Here is a 19,007-nt window from a genome sequence, read left to right as displayed (position 1 = left end):
TTTTTTAATCCGCTAGAACGATTTAGCAGATTATGGGGTACAATATGTAGCAATATTTTTATTTTTAAAATTAAATCCAATAAGGAGCTCAGATGCTAAATTTATCGGCACAAAATATCCGTTTAAATGGTACTGCCAGCAACAAAGAAGAAGCGATCAAGCTTGTTGCTGCAGGTCTTGTAGCAAATGGTAATGTTGCGGAAGGCTACGAAGCGGGAATGTTAGCCCGTGAAACGCAAACCTCGACTTTCCTTGGTAATGGTATTGCCATTCCTCACGGCACATTAGACACTCGCCACCTTGTACAAAATACCGGTGTACAAATTTATCAATTCCCACAAGGTGTGGAATGGGGCGAAGGCAATAAAGCCTATGTCGTGATTGGTATTGCGGCAAAATCTGACGAACATTTAGCTCTCCTTCGTCAATTAACCGGCGTATTAAGTGATGAAGAAGCGGCTGCGACCTTAGCTAAAACGCAAGATGTCGAAGAATTTGCTGCAGTGTTAAGCGGTAAAAAATCACTTCCTGTTATTTCAGAAGAAACGATTTCATTAAATATCGATTCTGCAAGTCTTATTACACTTTCTGCCATTAATGCGGCAAAACTTCAAGAAAAAGGCTATGTAACACAAGCATTTATTAGCGATGTGGTTGCAAGCACTCCTCTTAACTTAGGTAACAATCTTTTTGTAACTGACTCTGCAAACGGTAACCAAGCGAACGGTTTTGCAGTGGCACGTAACCAACAAGGACAGACTTTAGTCACTATCGCCGCAGCGGATAATACACTTTCTGCGCTTATCGCACGTTTATTAAATACCGATATTCGCAAACAATTAACCACAGCGTCTGCTGCACAAATCGTTGCACTCTTTGGCGTAAATGAAAATGCAGTTTCAGCAGTAAGCTCAACGGCAACAGAACAAACCAGCCAACAAGTTATCGGCACATTTACCGTACGTAACGACAACGGCTTACACGCTCGTCCAAGTGCAGTATTAGTGCAAACCTTAAAACCGTTTGCAGCAAAAGTAACGGTAGAAAACTTAGATCGCGGTACTGCACCGGCGAATGCAAAAAGCACAATGAAAGTAGTGGCATTAGGCGCAAGCCAAGCACACCGCTTACGTTTTGTGGCGGAAGGCGAAGACGCTCAACAAGCGATCGAAGCATTGGCAAAAGCATTCGTAGAAGGCTTAGGCGAAAGCGTTTCATTCGTACCGGCGGTTGAAGATACGATTGAAGGCACAGCACAACCGCAAGCGGTTGAATCTGCAAAAAATTCTGCAAATACGACCGTTTCCGAGCAACCGGCTGCGGGTCAGGTTATCGGTACTTTCACCGTACGTAACGACAATGGTTTACACGCTCGCCCAAGTGCGGTATTAGTGCAAACTTTAAAACCGTTTGCGGCAAAAGTGACCGTGGAAAACTTAGATCGTGGCACTGCGCCGGCGAATGCGAAAAGCACAATGAAAGTGGTGGCGTTAGGTGCAAGCCAAGCACATCGTTTACGTTTTGTGGCGGAGGGTGAAGACGCTCAACAAGCGATCGAAGCATTAGCAAAAGCATTCGTAGAAGGTTTAGGCGAAAGCGTGTCATTTGTCCCTGCGGTTGAAGATACGATTGAAGGCGCAGCACAACCGCAAGCGGTTGAATCTGCAAAAAATTCTGCAAATTCTACCGCTTCTGAACCTGCGGTAGAAGGCCAAGTAGAAGGTACATTCGTAATTCAAAACGAACATGGTTTACACGCTCGCCCAAGTGCGGTGTTAGTCAACGAAGTGAAAAAATATAATGCGACTATCGTTGTGCAAAACTTAGATCGAGACAGCCAATTAGTCAGTGCGAAAAGTTTAATGAAAATTGTGGCACTGGGCGTCGTAAAAGGTCACCGCTTACGTTTCGTGGCAACCGGTGATGACGCCCAAAAAGCGATTGACGGTATCGGTGCGGCGATTGCTGCGGGTTTAGGCGAGTAATTGAGGAACAAACAATGACACAACAATTACGTATTGCAACCGTAACCTTAAATCCGGCGTTTGACTTAGTCGGCCGCCTACAACGCATTGAAGTGGGCGAAGTAAATACCGTTGAAACCTTAGGCTTATACCCTGCCGGTAAAGGTATCAACGTAGCGAAAGTATTAGCGGATCTCGGCGTTAAATTAGCAGTTACCGGTTTTTTAGGCGCTGAAAATCAAGGCGATTTCGTTCAATCGTTTAAACAAAATGGTGTGGACGATCAATTCTATCGTATTGACGGTAAAACCCGTATTAACGTGAAAATTACCGAAACCGAAGCAGACGTGACCGACTTGAACTTCTTAGGTTTTGAAATTAGTGCCGAAGATTGGGCAAACTTTACCGCTCAATCACAGCAATGGGCAAAAGAGTTTGATTTGGTGGCGGTATGCGGTTCACTCCCTCGTGGTGTAACGGCGCAACAATTCTCACAATGGTTGGAATCACTCCACCAACAAGGCTTAAAAGTTGTATTAGACAGCAGCAATGCGGCATTAACCGAAGGTTTAAAAGCCCATCCGTGGTTAGTAAAACCGAATCGTCGTGAGTTAGAAGTTTGGGCGAATCGTCCGCTAAACAGCTTAGAAGAAGTGATTGCAGCGGCACAAGAATTACGTGCCGGTGGTATTGAGAACGTGATTATTTCAATGGGCGCAGACGGCTCTGTATGGCTTAACAGCGAAGGCGTGGTTCAAGCTCAACCGCCTCGTTGCCAAAATGTTGTGAGTACGGTCGGTGCCGGCGATTCGATGGTGGCAGGCTTAATTTATGGGCTTGCTCAAGGTTGGGATAAAGCGAAAACCCTCGCCTTCGCAAGCGGTACATCGGCATTAGCGGTATCACAAAGCAATGTCGGTATCAGCGACCGAAATGCCCTAGATGAGATTGTGGCACAGGTGAAATTAACCCAATTAGGTTAATAATTTGTAACAAAATCCCCTCTTCAGAAAAGAGGGGAGAAATAAAATTCTCTCAAACTTATAAGGATCTCAAAATGAATATTTCCTTTGTATTCCCTCAATCACTGGGTAAAGCCCGAGCTTTCCTCGTGAATGAAGTATTATCAGCGGCAGCCAAGCAACAAGGTCATCAAGTTGTAAACGCTGAACAAGCTGATTTTGTCGTGTTATTTAACGATGAAATTCCGACTATTGCTGCCGGCAAACAAGGTGCGGTAGTGAATTTAGACCAAGCCTTCGCTCAACCGGAAGTGACGCTTAAACAAGCGGTCGAAAATGCAAAAACTTTTGCAAATGCAACCGCTTCAAACGTATCAACTTCAGGTGTGAAAAACATCGTAGCAGTAACCGCTTGTCCAACTGGCGTGGCACATACCTTTATGTCTGCGGAAGCGATTGAAAACTATGCCAAAACACAAGGTTGGAATGTTAAAGTTGAAACTCGTGGTCAAGTTGGGGCAGGTAACCCGATTTCTGCGGAAGAAATTGCAGCGGCAGACTTAGTCTTTGTGGCGGCGGATATTGACGTGGATTTAGACAAATTCAAAGGTAAACCGATGTACCGTACCTCAACCGGTTTAGCCTTGAAGAAAACGGCACAAGAATTTGAAAAAGCGTTTGCACAAGCAACCGTTTATCAAGGTGGTGCAACGACTGCACAACAAGCTGAAGGTTCGGCAAGCGGTGAGAAAAAAGGTTTATATAAACACTTAATGACCGGCGTTTCGCATATGTTACCGTTAGTGGTTGCCGGTGGCTTATTAATTGCGATTTCATTTATGTTCGGTATTGAAGCGTTCAAAGATGAAACCATCGCAGGCGGCTTACCGAAAGCGTTAATGGATATCGGTGGTGGTGCGGCATTCCACTTAATGATCGCCGTATTTGCCGGTTATGTCGCATTTTCTATCGCAGACCGTCCGGGGTTAGCCGTCGGTTTAATCGGTGGTATGTTAGCCACGACAGCCGGTGCGGGGATTTTAGGCGGTATCGTTGCCGGTTTCCTTGCGGGTTATACCGTGAAATTCTTAAACGGCGTGATTCAATTACCGGCAAGTTTAACTTCGCTTAAACCGATTTTGATTCTACCGTTATTAGGTTCTGCTATCGTAGGCTTAGCGATGATTTACCTCATCAACCCACCGGTAAAAGGCATCATGGATGCTTTAGTTGAATGGTTAAATTCAATGGGTCAAGCAAATGCGATTATCTTAGGTGCAATCCTTGGTGCAATGATGTGTATCGATATGGGTGGCCCGGTAAATAAAGCGGCATATACGTTCGGTGTCGGTTTAATCGCCTCGCAACAATATACGCCAATGGCAGCAGTTATGGCGGCGGGTATGGTTCCACCTATCGGTATGGCGATTGCAACTTTAATCGCACGTAATAAATTTACGACTAACCAACGTGATGCAGGTAAAGCTTCATTCGTATTAGGGTTATGCTTTATTTCTGAAGGTGCGTTACCGTTTGTTGCGGCAGATCCGGTGCGTGTGATTATTAGCTCAGTGTTAGGCGGTGCAACCGCCGGTGCAATCTCAATGGCATTTGCGATTACACTCCAAGCGCCACACGGCGGTTTATTTGTGATTCCATTCGTTTCACAACCGTTAATGTACTTAGCGGCAATCGCTATCGGCTCAGTGGTAACCGGTGTAATTTACGCAGCAATCAAACAAAAAGCATCAGAATAATTCTTTTACAATAAACAAAAACGGAGCTAAAAAGCTCCGTTTTTTTATCTAACACATATCGTTTTTTCTGAAAACTTTTGTAAGTTTGCTAGGAAATTCGACCGCTTGCTTATAAAATCCGCCCGTTTTTTTAACCTTAAATAGGACTTTTTAATATGAAGAAAATTTTTTGGATCTTAGTGATTGCCGTACTCGCAGTCGGCGGTTTCTCTTTAACGAAATATAACGACTTAATGCGTGCGGAAGAAGATATCAACTCAGTTTGGGGTAATGTGGAATCGGCTTACCAACGTCGTGCGGATTTAATCCCTAACTTAGTCAATACGGTAAAAGGTCAAGCAAACTTTGAAAAAGAAACCTTAACCTCTGTGATTGAAGCTCGTGCCAAAGCGACAGCCGTGACCATTGATCCAAACAATGCCACTGAAGAACAAATGGCGAAATTCCAAGAAGCGCAACAAGGCGTAAATTCAGCGCTTTCTCGCTTATTAGTTTCAGTTGAAAAATACCCTGAATTAAAAGCGCATGAAGGTTTCTTAAATCTTCAAGCTCAGTTAGAAGGTACGGAAAACCGTATCAATGTTGAGCGTAATAACTTCAACGCTGCGGTGAAAGAATACAACAAACAAGTGCGTGAGTTCCCAACAAAAATCGCTGCGATGATTATGGGCTTCAAAGCTAAACCACAATTCAAAGCTGAAGCAGGCTCAGAAAGAGCACCAACAGTAAACTTTAATTAATTTCTTACACAAAACACGGAATACTTAAAAATATTCCGTGTTTTTTGTGAATTTAGTGATAACTCTATGAAATTATTTTCTTTTCTTTCGAATAAATTGCCTGTCGATACTCTGCGGATCGAACAGGCAATTTCACATTTAGAACAACAAACTTCTGCCGAATTACGTGTGGTAATCGAGCGTAAAGCCAAAGGAAAAACCGATGCAATGGCTCGTGCCAATCAACTTTTCGATGAATTAAAGATGCGAGAAACGGCAGATCGTAACGGCGTACTAATTTACCTCTCGTTCAAACCGCACAATTTAGCGATTGTTGGCGATAAAGCGATTCATGAAAAAGTCGGTCAAGTTTTTTGGCAATCGGTCTATGATGCGATGAAACAACAATGCCAGCAAGCGAATTACACTCAAGCGATCTACGAAGGTATTAAGCAAGTGGAAGTGCAATTAGCTACTTATTTCCCCCGTCGTGATAATGATATGAATGAGTTGTCAAATGAGGTGGTGATTAAATGATAAAAGCGTTATTTAAGCCGTTTTGGTTTATCCTATTAGCCTTTTTTACATTAAAAGCAAATGCGGCGGATAACTACCCTGCTGCACCGAATCCATTTTATTATGTGACCGATTACACCAAAACATTAACCCAACAAGAATGGCGAACCTTAGAAGATGCGCTAATTGCCAACCGTGCAAAAACCAGTTCGCAAATTATTGTGGTGATTGTGCCGTCAACCAATGGCGAAGATGTCGCAAGCTATTCGCATAATTTATTTAATAAATGGGGCATCGGTCGTACCAAAAATAATGAAAATAACGGCATATTATTACTGATAGCCAAAAACGATCGAAAACTATTTATTGCAACCGGCAGAGGCTTAGAAGGTGCATTGCCTGATGCGATTGCTTCAACCATTATTCGTCACAACATTACGCCGTACTTCAAACAAAACTTATATGCGGAAGGGATTGCCAGCGGTTTGTCTGCGATTATGGCGGCAATTAACGGCGAATATGCGGCTTATGATAGCTATGGCGAAGACGCAGGCGAAGAATCTTTAGAGCAAATTGATGGTTTGCTGTTCTTCTTGGTTGCCGGTATCGTGATTTTCTTAATCTTCCGACCGGGCAGAAATACGCAATATATTAGCCCGAGTGCTGCGGATCAATTAGGCAGAATTATCATCAATTCATCTCGTCGTAGAGGTGGTTTTGGGGGTGGCTTTGGAGGCGGTTCTTCCGGTGGATTTGGCGGAGGCTTCGGCGGCGGAAGTCGAGGTAGCGGCGATAGCTTCGGCGGAGGTTCTTCCGGCGGTGGCGGCGCAGGCGGTAGCTGGTAAACGCGCCTTTCAAACTCATTACAAGCGGTTAAATTTTGGGAAAAATTTGCAAAAAACTTCCTAAATTTAACCGCTTGTTGTTTTAAGCATTATGCTTAACTCAAAAAACTGATAATTCACGAGACCTGAAAAAACATTCGAAAAATAAGAATATATTGATGATAAATGATTAATTTCAAAAGGATTAAATGGCACGCCCTAAAGGATTCGAACCTTTGACCCACGCCTTAGAAGGGCGTTGCTCTATCCAGCTGAGCTAAGGGCGCAAGTGAGATAAATATAAGGAAGAAATATTTATGAAAGATAAAGTGGTCGGCGAGATAGGATTTGAACCTACGACCCACTGGTCCCAAACCAGTTGCGCTACCAAGCTGCGCTACTCGCCGACTGAAAAGTGATATTTATTATAGACTTATCTAAAATCTCGTCAATCCCTTTTTTGACAATCGCAGTTCGATTGATTGAACTTTGTTCGCAACTGTAAACAATAAATTAACTCATCTCTCGCTTGCAAATCACCTTTTTTCTGACAGAATAGAAATGTTTTGATTCATTCACATCTACACAGGAGAAACTATGACCGCACAAATCATTTCAGGTACCGCAGTAGCCAAGCAAGTTAAAGCGAATATTGCCGAACAAATTCAAGCCTATACCGCACAAGGTAAACGCAAACCGGGATTGGCAGTGATTTTGGTGGGAATGGATCCTGCTTCTCAAGTATATGTGAATAGTAAACGTAAAAGCTGCGCTGAAATCGGTATTGAATCGAAATCTTACGACCTTCCAGCAGAAACAAGCGAAACCGAATTATTGGCAATTATCGAGCAATTAAATCATGACGATTCGGTCGATGGCATTCTGGTACAATTACCGCTACCGAAGCAAATTGATGCGACTAAAGTTACCGAAGCGATTGTACCGCATAAAGATGTAGACGGTTTTCACCCTTACAATGTTGGGCGTTTATGCCAAAAAATTCCCACTTTACGTTCTTGCACCCCATACGGTGTAATGAAATTACTGGAAAACACCGGCGTGAATCTTGCCGGTTTACATGCTGTTGTGGTCGGTGCTTCAAATATTGTGGGCCGTCCGATGGCAATGGAATTATTACTTGCCGGCTGCACTGTTACAATCACACACAGCCGCACTAAAGATTTAGCTTATCATGTCTCGCAAGCGGATATTGTGGTTGCCGGTGTAGGCAAACCGAATTTTGTAAAAGGTGAATGGATTAAAGACGGTGCGATTGTAATTGATGTCGGGATTAATCGTGTGGACGGTAAATTAGTCGGTGATGTGGAATATGCGACAGCAGAACCAAAAGCAAGTTTTATTACCCCGGTACCCGGCGGAGTTGGCCCAATGACAGTTGCCATGTTGATGCAAAATACACTACAAGCTTACGAAGCACACTTACAAGCGGTCTAATTTTCTATAAATTTAACACTCAAAGCCTCTTTAAACCAAGAGGCTTTTTTATTGCAATTTATTTGCGCAAACGTTTGCGCAAACAGATTTTAATGTTATACTAATGTTAAATCATTGTTAATATAACTTGGAGTCTCCATGTCATTCTTAGATCGTGAAAAAACGATTGCGCCTTTGCAATTTAATCGCTGGCTTATTCCCCCAGCCGCACTTGCCGTACATTTATCAATTGGGCAGATTTACGCTTATTCGGTGTTCAATGCACCGCTAACCAAGGTAATCGGCATCACTCAATCAGCTGCTGATGACTGGAAACTCACAACGATTGGTTGGGTATTTAGTATCGCCCTTGCCGTGTTAGGCGCTTCAGCTGCGTTATTTGGCACTTGGATGGAACGTGTCGGCCCTCGTAAAGCGATGTTTGTCGCAACCATCTGCTTTAGCTTAGGTTTTCTGGTTGCTGCCTTTGGCGTACATACTCACAATCTGTGGCTGTTATATTTGGGGAACGGTGTACTAGGTGGTATTGGCTTGGGACTCGGTTATATTGGCCCGGTTTCTACTTTAATGAAATGGTTTCCGGATAAACCGGGCATGGCAACCGGTTTAGCGATTATGGGCTTTGGCGGTGGCGCTATGCTCGCTTCGCCAATTTCAGTTGCGCTAATGGATTTCTTCAGTAGCCCAACCTCGGTCGGTATTGTTGAAACCTTTATCGTATTAGGTGTGTTCTATTTCATTTTTATGATGTTTGGTGTCTTTACTATTCGTCTACCACATCCCGAGTGGAAACCAAAAGGTTTTGTTGATAATAAACCTAAAAATAAATTAGTCAGCTCGCACAATGTCGGCGTAAATAAAGCGATGAAAACGCCACAATTTTGGTTACTGTTTTGGATTTTATGTCTAAATGTGACGGCGGGTATCGGAGTACTTGGTCAAGCGTCAGTAATGATTCAGGAATTATTCTCCGAAATTTCAGTCGGTAAACAGGCGGCAATCAGTACCTTAGCGGCAGCCGGATTTGTAGGCTTACTCAGCTTATTTAATATGGGTGGGCGCTTCTTTTGGTCGAGTATTTCGGACAAAATCGGACGTAAAAGCTTATACTCTATTTTCTTCTTACTGGGATCGGTGCTTTATTTTGCCGTTCCGTCATTAGGCGAAAGCGGTAACAAAGCGTTATTTGTGATTGGTTTCTGCGTGATTATTTCTATGTACGGTGGTGGCTTTGCGGCAATTCCAGCTTATCTGCGTGATTTATTCGGTACTTACCAAGTCGGCGCAATCCACGGACGAGTTCTGCTTGCATGGTCAACTGCCGCAGTGGCTGGCCCAGTGTTAGTGAACTATATTCGCCAAATGCAAATTGACAGCGGCGTACCGGCAGCACAAGCGTACAGTATCACCATGTATATTATGGCAGCGTTATTAATTGTCGGTTTCTTTTGTAATTTAAGTGTGAAAGCCGTGCATGAAAAACATCACGAATTACCGATTAAAGAGGCAGCACATAGTGCTAAACCAAGTGATGAAACAGTGATCTCAGATACTTATCTCGTAGCTGAAGAAGTTGCTCACGGTGGCTGTATGGTGTGGCTACGTTGGATTATTGTGACTGTGCCGCTCGCTTATGGTGTCGTTATGGTATTTGCTAAAGTCGTCGAACTTTTCTAAACGGCATGTTGCAAATTTTTCAGTAAATTTGACCGCTTGTCTAATAAAAAACCCCGTATTCAAATACGGGGTCTTCATATTACGAATAACAAGCGGTTAAATTAAACCGGCTTTTTGCAATGCGGCTAATACTTTAGGTTGAGCCGATTCCGATAAAGTAGTTAATGGTAAGCGTAAATTCGGTTCACTAATTAAACCTAATTTATAGGCAGCCCATTTTACCGGAATTGGGTTCGCTTCAATAAATAAATCATGATGTAATGCCATTAAACGTTGGTTAATAACTTCCGCTTCATCAAATTTACCGGCTAATGCAAGCTCGCACATTTTTGCCATATCTGCGGCTGCAACGTTATTGGTTACCGAAATCACACCTTGCCCACCAAGTTTCATTGATTCTAAACCTGTCGCATCATCACCGCTTAAGAAAATAAAATCTTCGCCGGCTAATTGTTTAATTAAAGGGAGACGAGTTAAATCACCTGTCGCTTCTTTTACGCCGACAATATTTGGAATCTCAGCCAAACGACCGATGGTTTCCGGTTTTAAATCGCTACCGGTACGACTCGGTACGTTATATAAAATCTGTGGTAAATCAGTGCTTTCTGCAATTGCTTTATAGTGTAAATACATTCCTTCTTGAGTCGGTTTATTATAATAAGGAACCACACTTAAACAGCCCGCCACACCGCTGTTAGTTAATAATTTAGTTAAAATAATCGCTTCGCTGGTTGCATTCGAACCTGTACCTGCAATGACTGGGATTCGACCATCCGCAAATTCCACGGTTTTCTTGATAACCTTCACATTCTCATCAATGCTTAATGTAGTTGATTCACCTGTTGTACCTACAGATACAATAGCATGGGTACCTGCTTGAACATGGTATTCAACCAGTTTTTTTAATTCTTCGTAATTTACTTCGCCATGAGTCATCGGTGTGACAAGTGCAACTATGCTGCCGTGAAATAGTGGGGTTGCCATAATCATCTCCTGTATTTTTTGTTATGTACAATGTTTTTGCTAGATTGCAAAATTCGCTTTAAATATGCAAGTATTTTTTGTGAATAACCACTAAAAAATTCACTTAAATCGCCAAACTAAAAATAAACCCGACACTATATTGAAAATGTCGGGTTTACTTTAATCATATAAGCTTTTATCCGATGCTTGAGGACGTGATTTAAAACGTCTGTGCAACCACATATATTGGCTTACTGACTTAAGAATCTCCGCTTCTACAACTTTATTCATTTTCGTTGCAGTATCCAGTTCATTTTCACATTCACTAAAATCGACTGCAGGACTAATCTTAACCGTATATCCGGAAAAATCATCATTTCGGATTGGGCTAAACGGCACGACAACCGTATTCGGCGCAGACCGTAATAACATACGAGTACCCGCCGTGGTACAGGCTTCCGATACGGCAAAAAACGGCACAAATACACTATTTTTACGTCCATAATCATGATCCGGCGCATACCAAATTGTATCGCCCGCCTTTAATGCACGAAGCATACCGCGTAAGTCTTTACGATCAAGCATTGCTTTATTTGAACGCACTCTGCCACGAAACTGAATCCAATCTAATAACGGATTATCATTCGGTCGATAAACGCCCACGCCTTGGTGATGAAGCCCTACAATGCGAGCCCCCATTTCTAACGTAAGAAAATGCACGCCAACAAATAAAATGCCCGCACCTTCCGGCTGATTTTTAAGATGTTCCAGCCCTTCGATCTTAGACCATTTGAGAATACGTTTATCCGACCAAAACCACGCCATACCGGTTTCAATAATAGCCATACCGACCGATTCAATATTTTTGTCTAAAATAGCTTGAATTTGCTCTGTCGAATACTGAGGAAAACAAAGTTCCAAATTACGGCGAGCAATACGCATTCTACGTTTACCAAAGCCAAGTGCGGCAAATAGTTTACCAAGCCCTTTGCCTATCACAACTAAGACGGGGTAAGGTAAACATAAAATTAATTTAAATAAGCCTAATCCAAGCCAAAGCCCCCAATATTTCGGGTGCAAAAACCGCCAATCAAATGGAGGGAATTTTTGAGTATCCGTCATTTTTCGTCATCCTTATGTTTCGGATAGATTATAATCAAAAACACAGAAAAAGTGTTAACTAGATCAAATTTTTAAATTTTGCTTCATTTTTTGACTTGATATTTTGGAGTAAAAGTCATATTTTGAAATCAACTTAATAACCCCTTCACAAAGAGGAAAATGCTATGACAATCAATATTTCAAGTAAACAAATGGACATCACTCCTGCAATCCGTACCCATATTGAAGAACGCTTAGCGAAACTCGAAAAATGGCAAACTCAATTAATTAACCCGCACTTTATGATTCATAAATTACCGAATAGTTATGAGGTTGAGGCATCGATTGGCACTCCAGTTGGAGAACTTTTTGCGAAGGCTGATAACGAAGATTTATACAAAGCGATTAACGAAGTCGAAACAAAACTTGAAACGCAATTAAATAAATTAGTACATAAAAATGAAGCTCGTCGCACAGACAATACGTTAAAAAGCGTCCAATAAAGACTCAATAAAATAATTATTGATTTAAAAGCCAAATCAAAATTTGATTTGGCTTTTTTATTAATTATCTGCAAGAAATAATGGCCCTAATGCAGTTTTAGGGATACCGAAATGCTCAGGGTAATGCACATCTACTAAATATAAACCTTCCGCTTTTGCAGTCGGTGCTGCCAACGTACGATCTCGTTGAGCTAATAACCATTGAATCCATTCCACCGGCTGTCTGCCCTGTCCGACTTCAATCAGGCTTCCAACAATATTCCGAACCATATGATGCACAAAAGCATTCGCTTGAATATCCACCACAATATAATTGCCTAATCGGCTAACATTCAGATGATGAATATTACGCCAAGGCGTATGCGACTGACATTTTGCGGCGCGGAATGAGCTAAAATCGTTCTCTCCCAATAAGAACTGACCGGCTTCGTGCATTTTTTGATGATCTAACTCATGGTGATAATGCGAGACACCTTTCGGTAAAATTGCCGAGCGCAGTTTGTTATTAAAAATAATATAGCGATAACGTCTTGCCGTAGCACTAAAACGAGCGTGAAAATCTTCACTCACCTCAACCGCCCATTTCACCGCAATATCGTCCGGCAAATTCGCATTGGTACCGAAGCACCAACTTTGTAGCGGGCGCACCGCTTCCGTTTCAAAATGCACCACTTGCCCCGTGCCGTGTACGCCGGAGTCTGTACGTCCCGCACAGAAAACCTCTACCGGTGCATTTGCCACAACCGACAATGCTTCTTCCAGCTTTTGTTGCACACTCTCTACTTCGTCTTGACGCTGCCAACCGAAATAACGGCTACCGTCATATTCAATGCCTAACGCTATTTTCATTTGTAAAATTTCTCGTTTTTTTGACCGCTTGTTACGGTCTCATTGCTCTACTCTATATAGCAAAAGTGGGCTTTCGCCCACTGATTATTTATTGATTAAGCCCAAAAATTCTTTGCGTGTTTCTCGGTCTTCTAAGAAAGCGCCGCCGAATGCCGACGTTACCGTATAGCTATTGGTATCTTTTACTCCACGGCATTTCACGCAGAAATGCGTTGCTTTTACATAAACCGCAACATCTTCGGTTTCTAAAATGGTTTGGAATGCGGTCAGAATTTGCTCGGTAAAACGTTCTTGCACCTGTGGGCGTTGCGCAAAGAATTGCACCACACGGTTAATTTTAGATAAACCAATCACCCATTTTTTCGGGTAATACGCTACCGCAACTTTACCGTCAATCGTGACAAAATGATGTTCACACGTGGAAGTAAGGGTAATATCGTCCACTAATACCATTTCGCTAACTTTCATACGATTTTCAATATTGGTAATTTTTGGGAAAGTCGCATAATCTAAGCCGCTAAAAATTTCATCCACATACATCTTAGCTAAGCGGTGCGGGGTTTCTTCCAAACTATCATCTTGTAAATCTAAACCGAGTAATTCCATCACCGAACGCATATGCTGTTGAATTTCTGCGCGACGGGAATCTTTGTCTTTAGTTAATTGAATGGTTGGGGTTTCAATGCCTTTCGCAATTAAGGCTTCACGCACTTTTTGGGCTTCTGCGGAGATAATGCTCATTGGGTTTCCTCTAAAAATTAAGGCAGGAATTTTAACAAATTGACATCAAAAAAAATAGCACTAAAATTTAACTTAATGATAACCAATCTAAATAACTTGTATGATTTTTTACCACTTTAATGCCAAACTTGTCCCTCACTCACAAATCGAAACACTAAAAACGTTACTTAATTGCAAAAATTTTGCCGATTCCGACCGCTTGTTAGGCTCATCCAAAGGCAGAGGCATTACTTGGTTTCTAAACACGCAAGCCGAATTGGGCGTAAATGTGGTGCTTCGCCATTACTATCGAGGTGGGTTATTCGGTAAAATCGTCAAAGATCAGTATCTATTTAACAGGCTGGAAAACACCCGAGCGTTTCAAGAATTTTCCCTATTGGAAAAATTGCACGAATGGCATTTACCCGTTCCTCGACCGATTGCGCTAAAAGTGGCAAAAACATATTGTTGGTATCGAGCCGATATCATGCTAGAAAAAATTGAAGGCACTCAAGATTTAAGTAAATATCTCCAAACTCACACGCTTTCCGACACGCAATATCAGCAAATTGGTAAACTGATTCGCCAATTACATGATCATCAAGTGCATCATTCGGATTTGAATATCCATAATATTTTGCTTGAGCCGACAAGCGGTCAATTTTTCTTAATTGATTTCGATAAATGCAGTATCTCGCAAGACAATGATTGGAAATCAGAAAACTTAGCCCGTTTGTTACGCTCATTTAAAAAAGAGCAAACACGTTTAAATATTTACTTTAACGAACAGAATTGGCAAGCATTGCTCACAGGCTACAATAAATAACATTCTTAATAAAAAAAGAAGAAAGTGTGAAAAGCTTTCTTCTTTAACTATATGAAATATACAAAGTCCACGTACTACGGTTAATTCTCAAAAGAAACCTTTATACTCCCTTTCCCTAATACTTCTTTTAATCCGCTCACATTATGAATTTTACCAATATTAGTATAATGATAAGGGGTATCAAAACTCTTATAAAAAATAACTAATGTATTTCCTTGCCAAAGCAAAATATCGCCTATTTGAATTGAGCCGACTGCGTGATCATACGTGGTCAAATTTTTAGGTAATTCTACAAATTTTTCATTGCGTAGGTGGTCTTGCATTTCCAATGTTAAAGGTAACAATTCTGTAAGTTGCTGTGCAGCCTCGGTATCGGCTAATTCTGCTTCGAAAATTTGTTGTCCTATCGTAATTTGCATCGTTTTCCCCTGTAAAAACGGACTAAAACATAAACTGAAAATCAACCCAATCAGAAGCCTAATTTTCATTGCTAACCTCATCAATTATTTTAACGATTTTAGCCGGTACACCGGCAACAATCGTATTTGCCGGCACATCTTTAGTAACCACACTACCTGCCGCAACAATCGCATTTTCACCAACCGTAACACCAGGTAAAATCGTAGCTCCAGCACCAATCCAAGCATTTTGCTTAATTATTACAGGTTTGACGATCACACCACGACGAGTTTTCGGATCCGTTGGGTGGTTAACCGTAATAATATTTACTCTCGGAGCAAGCAAAACATTATCTTCAAGTATAATCCCACCCAAGTCGGTAAACACACAAGCGGTATTAATAAATACATTTTTACCAATGCGAAGATGACGACCGAAATCACTATATAACGGCAAATTAACGTGTAAAGTTTCATCAATATGCGATTGGGTAATTTCGCTCAATAGACATTGGATTTCAGCTTGCGTTTGAAACTTTCCTGATAATTCGGCAATTTTAGGGGCATTTTCCTCAACAATTCGATGAATATCGTCAAAAATTTGACTGCCCTTAGCAATCAAACTATTCATAGGTAAATCAACAGCATATTGCATTTTTGTTCTCCGGTTTTCAAAAAGATAAGCGGTCAAATTCCTCTCATTTTTTGCAAAAATTTAGAGAAATTTGACCGCTTGTTATTATTTCAAGTTAGCTTTAAAGAACTGTTCAAATTTATCGTATGGAATTTTGCCTGCAACATTGTCATACAAATCGGTGTGAGTGGCATTTGGTACGATATATAATTCTTTATTTTTACTACCTAAAGATTTGAATGCATCTTCACCAAAATAACGTGAATGAGCAATTTCACCATGAACCACAAGTGCTGGCGCTTTTAATTCGCTTGCACGTTGTAACAATGGCATATTGATGAATGATGATGCCATCACAGTGTTCCAACCTACGGTTGAATTGACACTGCGAGGATGGAAGCCTCGTGGTGTTTTATAATAGTTTGAATATTCACGCACAAATCTTGGTGTTTCTGCTGTAATTTTATCTTGCGGTGTTAAATGATCTTCCGCTTTGCCATTTAATGCATAATCATTTGCAGCAGCTTCCCAACGTGCATTAGCTAAATCTTGTTTCATTTCATAACGAGCATCTGTCGTCATTGCTGGCACACGTTCATATTGCCCTTTCGGAGATGGATCCATTTTAATCTCGTAACCATCAGCCATAACTCGAGTCATATCATACATCGTGCTAACAGCTACCGCTTTAATACGAGGGTCTGAAACTGCTGAGTTCAGTGCAAAACCTCCCCAACCACAAATACCTAACACCCCAATTTTTTCACGATCAACATTATCAAGCGAACCTAAAAAATCTACAGCTGATACAAAATCATCAGTATTGATTTCTGGTGAAGCAGTATTACGAGGTAATCCTAAGCTTTCTCCTGTATATGAACCATCAAATGCGATGGTTACAAAACCAAGTTCTGCCAACGTTTGAGCATACAGGCCTGAAGACTGTTCTTTTACTGCACCGAATGGGCCACTTACTGCAATCGCGGGTAATTTGCTCTTCGCTCCTTTAGGTACATATAAATCGCCCACTAACGTAATACCATAACGATTTTTAAAGGTTACTTTGCGGTGTTCTACTTTATCTGATTTTGGGAATGTTTTATCCCATTCTTGAGTTAGTTGAATGGTTTGAGCGGGAACTTCAACCACTGTTGCAGATTGCGGTAAATTTGCCATAGCATTGCCTCCGATGAATGTAGAACTAAGTAGAAGCACACTAGAAAGTGCGGTTAATTTAGTACGAATTCTCATTTGCTTTCCTCATTAATCATTTCAAAAGATGTGTGCATTATAAAAATTTCCATTCAAATGATAATAACCAAAAATTCAATAACATTTATTCATTCAGGTTCTAAATCAAGTAAAATATCGGTTAAATTTCTCCTATTTTTTACCACAAGATTTGTATTATGCTTCAACGAGAAAACTATAATGATCTGTATGCATTTTTATGTGTTGCACGGGAACAAAATTTTACCAAAGCCGCCACTAAGCTGGGTATTTCACAATCTGCATTAAGCCGTACGATTAAACAGTTGGAATCCCGTTTAGGCGTGCAATTATTCGCCCGAACTACCCGTCGATTATCGCTAACCCAAGCAGGAAACCAACTTTTTCAAACGGCAGGACAAACCTTTACAAAACTCGATCAAGAACTGGCAATGTTAGGACATTATCGTGAAACACCGTCCGGTTTAGTACGGATAACCGCCTCACAATATGCTTTAGATAAAGTGTTATTGCCAAAACTGGCAAAATTTCAAACGCGTTACCCAGATATTCAACTTGAGTTAATTAGCGATACCGCATTTTCCGACATTATTTCCGAACAATTTGATGCCGGTGTTCGCTTTGGTGATTTAGTTGCCGAAGGAATGATTGCGGTTAGAATCAGCAATGACGAAGAAATGGCGGTTATTGGCTCACCCTATTATTTTCATGCTCACGGATTTCCAAAAACACCTTCTGATTTAGCTCACCATCAATGCTTAAATTACCGCTACGCCAGCGGAGCGATGTATCATTGGGATTTTGTCGAACATGGAAAGCAAATCCAAGTTAAAGTACAGGGACAATGGACGTTTTCCAACGATTATTCGATTCGAGATGCGGCAAAATTGGGGCTAGGTTTGGGCTATATTTGCAAAGATTTGGTACAAAAAGAATTGGAAAAAGGTGAGTTGATTCAAGTATTAAGCGAGTTTAGTTATACATTTACTGGCTTTCATCTTTATTATCCGCATCGAAATACCTCGCCTGCACTCAAATGCGTTATCGATGCACTAAGGGAATAAAATAAGCGGTCGAGAGTTAAACTCTCAACCGTTTATCCTCTTATTACCAACCTTTTACCATTGCGCCTTTAAACACTTCATTCGCTTTATTAAATACTTCGTCCGTTTGGTATGCTTTCACAAAATCTTGCACTGCTGCTGAATCTTTATTGTCTTCACGGGCAACGATAATATTCACATAAGGCGAATCTTTATCTTCAACAAACAAGCCGTCTTTCGTTGGCGTTAAACCGATTTGCCCCGCATAAGTTGTATTAATCACTGAAAATGCCACATCATCTAGCGTTCTTGGTAACAACGGCGCTTCAATTTCTTTAATTACTAACTGACGAGGATTTTCAATAATATCCACACTTGTCGCTTTCAGCCCTGCGTCTGCTTTCAATTTAATGAGCCCCTGCTTTTCTAATAAAATCAATGCACGAGCTAAATTAGTTGGGTCATTCGGTAATGCAATCGTTGCACCATTTTGCAATTCGTCCAATGATTTAATTTTCTTAGAATACGCTGCAATCGGATAAACAAATGAATTACCGACTGAAACTAATTTATAACCTTTGTCATGAATTTGATTATCTAAATAAGGTTTATGCTGAAACGCATTTAAATCTAAATCGCCTTTATTTAGCGCTTCGTTTGGTGTCGCATAATCGGTAAACACCACTAATTCAACCTCACGCTGATATTTTTCTTTAGCGACTTTTACCGCCACTTCCATTACTTGATGTTCTGGCCCTGAAATCACACCGACCTTTAATTTTTCTTGTTTTTCATTACAAGCGGTTAAAAATACCGAACAAATTGCAACTGCACTTAATACATTTTTTAATTTCATTTTATTCTCC

Annotated in this window: 19 protein-coding genes and 2 tRNA genes; 11 read left to right on the top strand and 10 right to left on the bottom strand. The window is 41.1% G+C overall.

Annotated elements, in window-relative coordinates; translation table 11 throughout:
* Positions 1-92: 92 nt before the first annotated feature.
* The 6 genes from fruB (at position 93) to EL121_RS09825 (ending at position 6,763) form a co-directional block, all read left to right on the top strand.
* The gene (fruB, locus tag EL121_RS09850) at positions 93-1,985 is read left to right on the top strand and encodes a fused PTS fructose transporter subunit IIA/HPr protein (RefSeq protein WP_039196420.1); all 1,893 of its coding nucleotides are present in this window, start codon (positions 93-95) and stop codon (positions 1,983-1,985) included.
* A gap of 14 nt (positions 1,986-1,999) precedes the next feature.
* On the top strand, positions 2,000-2,947 hold the full coding sequence (gene fruK, locus EL121_RS09845) for a 1-phosphofructokinase (protein WP_039196419.1): 948 nt from the start codon (positions 2,000-2,002) through the stop codon (positions 2,945-2,947).
* 74 nt (positions 2,948-3,021) lie between these two features.
* Positions 3,022-4,683 (top strand): fructose-specific PTS transporter subunit EIIC, encoded by a 1,662-nt coding sequence (locus EL121_RS09840; protein WP_039196418.1) that lies wholly within the window; start codon positions 3,022-3,024, stop codon positions 4,681-4,683.
* A gap of 155 nt (positions 4,684-4,838) precedes the next feature.
* Entirely contained in the window at positions 4,839-5,423 is a 585-nt protein-coding gene (locus EL121_RS09835; RefSeq protein ID WP_039196417.1) for a LemA family protein, read from the top strand.
* Between the two features lie 66 nt (positions 5,424-5,489).
* Positions 5,490-5,939 (top strand): TPM domain-containing protein, encoded by a 450-nt coding sequence (locus EL121_RS09830; RefSeq protein ID WP_039196416.1) that lies wholly within the window; start codon positions 5,490-5,492, stop codon positions 5,937-5,939.
* Positions 5,936-6,763 (top strand): TPM domain-containing protein, encoded by an 828-nt coding sequence (locus EL121_RS09825; protein WP_039196415.1) that lies wholly within the window; start codon positions 5,936-5,938, stop codon positions 6,761-6,763. The genes EL121_RS09830 and EL121_RS09825 overlap by 4 nt, the downstream gene beginning before the upstream one ends.
* Positions 6,764-6,952: 189 nt before the next feature.
* On the opposite strand, the gene EL121_RS09820 is transcribed toward EL121_RS09825, so the two are convergent.
* Both EL121_RS09820 and EL121_RS09815 read right to left on the bottom strand, forming a co-directional pair.
* A tRNA-Arg gene (locus EL121_RS09820) sits at positions 6,953-7,029 on the bottom strand.
* Between the two features lie 43 nt (positions 7,030-7,072).
* Positions 7,073-7,149: transfer RNA gene (locus EL121_RS09815), tRNA-Pro, on the bottom strand.
* Positions 7,150-7,339: 190 nt separating this feature from the next.
* Between EL121_RS09815 and folD the strand changes: the two genes are divergently transcribed.
* A complete protein-coding gene (gene folD, locus EL121_RS09810; RefSeq protein ID WP_039196414.1) occupies positions 7,340-8,197 on the top strand; it encodes a bifunctional methylenetetrahydrofolate dehydrogenase/methenyltetrahydrofolate cyclohydrolase FolD in 858 nt (285 codons plus the stop codon).
* Positions 8,198-8,335: 138 nt separating this feature from the next.
* Complete coding sequence (locus EL121_RS09805; RefSeq protein ID WP_039196413.1) at positions 8,336-9,874, top strand: L-lactate MFS transporter; 1,539 nt, start codon at positions 8,336-8,338, stop codon at positions 9,872-9,874.
* 96 nt (positions 9,875-9,970) lie between these two features.
* On the opposite strand, the gene dapA is transcribed toward EL121_RS09805, so the two are convergent.
* Positions 9,971-10,864: a 4-hydroxy-tetrahydrodipicolinate synthase gene (gene dapA, locus EL121_RS09800; protein WP_039196412.1), complete on the bottom strand. Its 894-nt coding sequence runs from the start codon at positions 10,862-10,864 to the stop codon at positions 9,971-9,973.
* Positions 10,865-11,017: 153 nt separating this feature from the next.
* Entirely contained in the window at positions 11,018-11,959 is a 942-nt protein-coding gene (locus EL121_RS09795; protein ID WP_039196411.1) for a Kdo(2)-lipid IV(A) acyltransferase, read from the bottom strand.
* 164 nt (positions 11,960-12,123) lie between these two features.
* Between EL121_RS09795 and hpf the strand changes: the two genes are divergently transcribed.
* Entirely contained in the window at positions 12,124-12,441 is a 318-nt protein-coding gene (gene hpf / locus EL121_RS09790) for a ribosome hibernation-promoting factor, HPF/YfiA family (protein ID WP_039196410.1), read from the top strand.
* A 60-nt stretch (positions 12,442-12,501) separates the two neighbouring features.
* Here the strand turns inward: hpf and truA are convergent, their stop codons facing one another.
* Positions 12,502-13,290 carry a tRNA pseudouridine(38-40) synthase TruA gene (gene truA / locus EL121_RS09785; protein ID WP_039196409.1) on the bottom strand — a complete coding sequence of 263 codons (789 nt, stop codon included), beginning with the start codon at positions 13,288-13,290 and terminating at the stop codon, positions 12,502-12,504.
* Positions 13,291-13,374: 84 nt separating this feature from the next.
* Entirely contained in the window at positions 13,375-14,031 is a 657-nt protein-coding gene (gene folE / locus EL121_RS09780) for a GTP cyclohydrolase I FolE (RefSeq protein ID WP_014991210.1), read from the bottom strand.
* Positions 14,032-14,131: 100 nt separating this feature from the next.
* Between folE and EL121_RS09775 the strand changes: the two genes are divergently transcribed.
* Complete coding sequence (locus EL121_RS09775; RefSeq protein WP_039196408.1) at positions 14,132-14,836, top strand: 3-deoxy-D-manno-octulosonic acid kinase; 705 nt, start codon at positions 14,132-14,134, stop codon at positions 14,834-14,836.
* An 80-nt stretch (positions 14,837-14,916) separates the two neighbouring features.
* Here the strand turns inward: EL121_RS09775 and EL121_RS09770 are convergent, their stop codons facing one another.
* The 3 genes from EL121_RS09770 to EL121_RS09760 form a co-directional block, all read right to left on the bottom strand.
* Positions 14,917-15,255, bottom strand: coding sequence for a cyclophilin-like fold protein (locus EL121_RS09770; protein ID WP_052190375.1), 339 nt, complete (start codon positions 15,253-15,255; stop codon positions 14,917-14,919).
* A 58-nt stretch (positions 15,256-15,313) separates the two neighbouring features.
* Positions 15,314-15,889: a DapH/DapD/GlmU-related protein gene (locus tag EL121_RS09765; RefSeq protein WP_039196407.1), complete on the bottom strand. Its 576-nt coding sequence runs from the start codon at positions 15,887-15,889 to the stop codon at positions 15,314-15,316.
* Between the two features lie 84 nt (positions 15,890-15,973).
* Positions 15,974-17,119: an alpha/beta hydrolase gene (locus EL121_RS09760; protein ID WP_039196406.1), complete on the bottom strand. Its 1,146-nt coding sequence runs from the start codon at positions 17,117-17,119 to the stop codon at positions 15,974-15,976.
* A 158-nt stretch (positions 17,120-17,277) separates the two neighbouring features.
* On the opposite strand from EL121_RS09760, the gene EL121_RS09755 reads away from it, so the two are divergent.
* Positions 17,278-18,162 (top strand): LysR family transcriptional regulator, encoded by an 885-nt coding sequence (locus EL121_RS09755; protein ID WP_039196405.1) that lies wholly within the window; start codon positions 17,278-17,280, stop codon positions 18,160-18,162.
* Positions 18,163-18,205: 43 nt separating this feature from the next.
* Here EL121_RS09755 and metQ read toward each other — a convergent pair whose 3' ends face one another.
* On the bottom strand, positions 18,206-18,997 hold the full coding sequence (gene metQ / locus EL121_RS09750) for a methionine ABC transporter substrate-binding lipoprotein MetQ (protein WP_039196404.1): 792 nt from the start codon (positions 18,995-18,997) through the stop codon (positions 18,206-18,208).
* Positions 18,998-19,007 lie beyond the last annotated feature (10 nt).

It is taken from the genome of Actinobacillus equuli (assembly GCF_900636745.1).
GTDB lineage: Bacteria > Pseudomonadota > Gammaproteobacteria > Enterobacterales > Pasteurellaceae > Actinobacillus > Actinobacillus equuli.
This window is presented reverse-complemented; position numbering and strand designations above follow the sequence as displayed.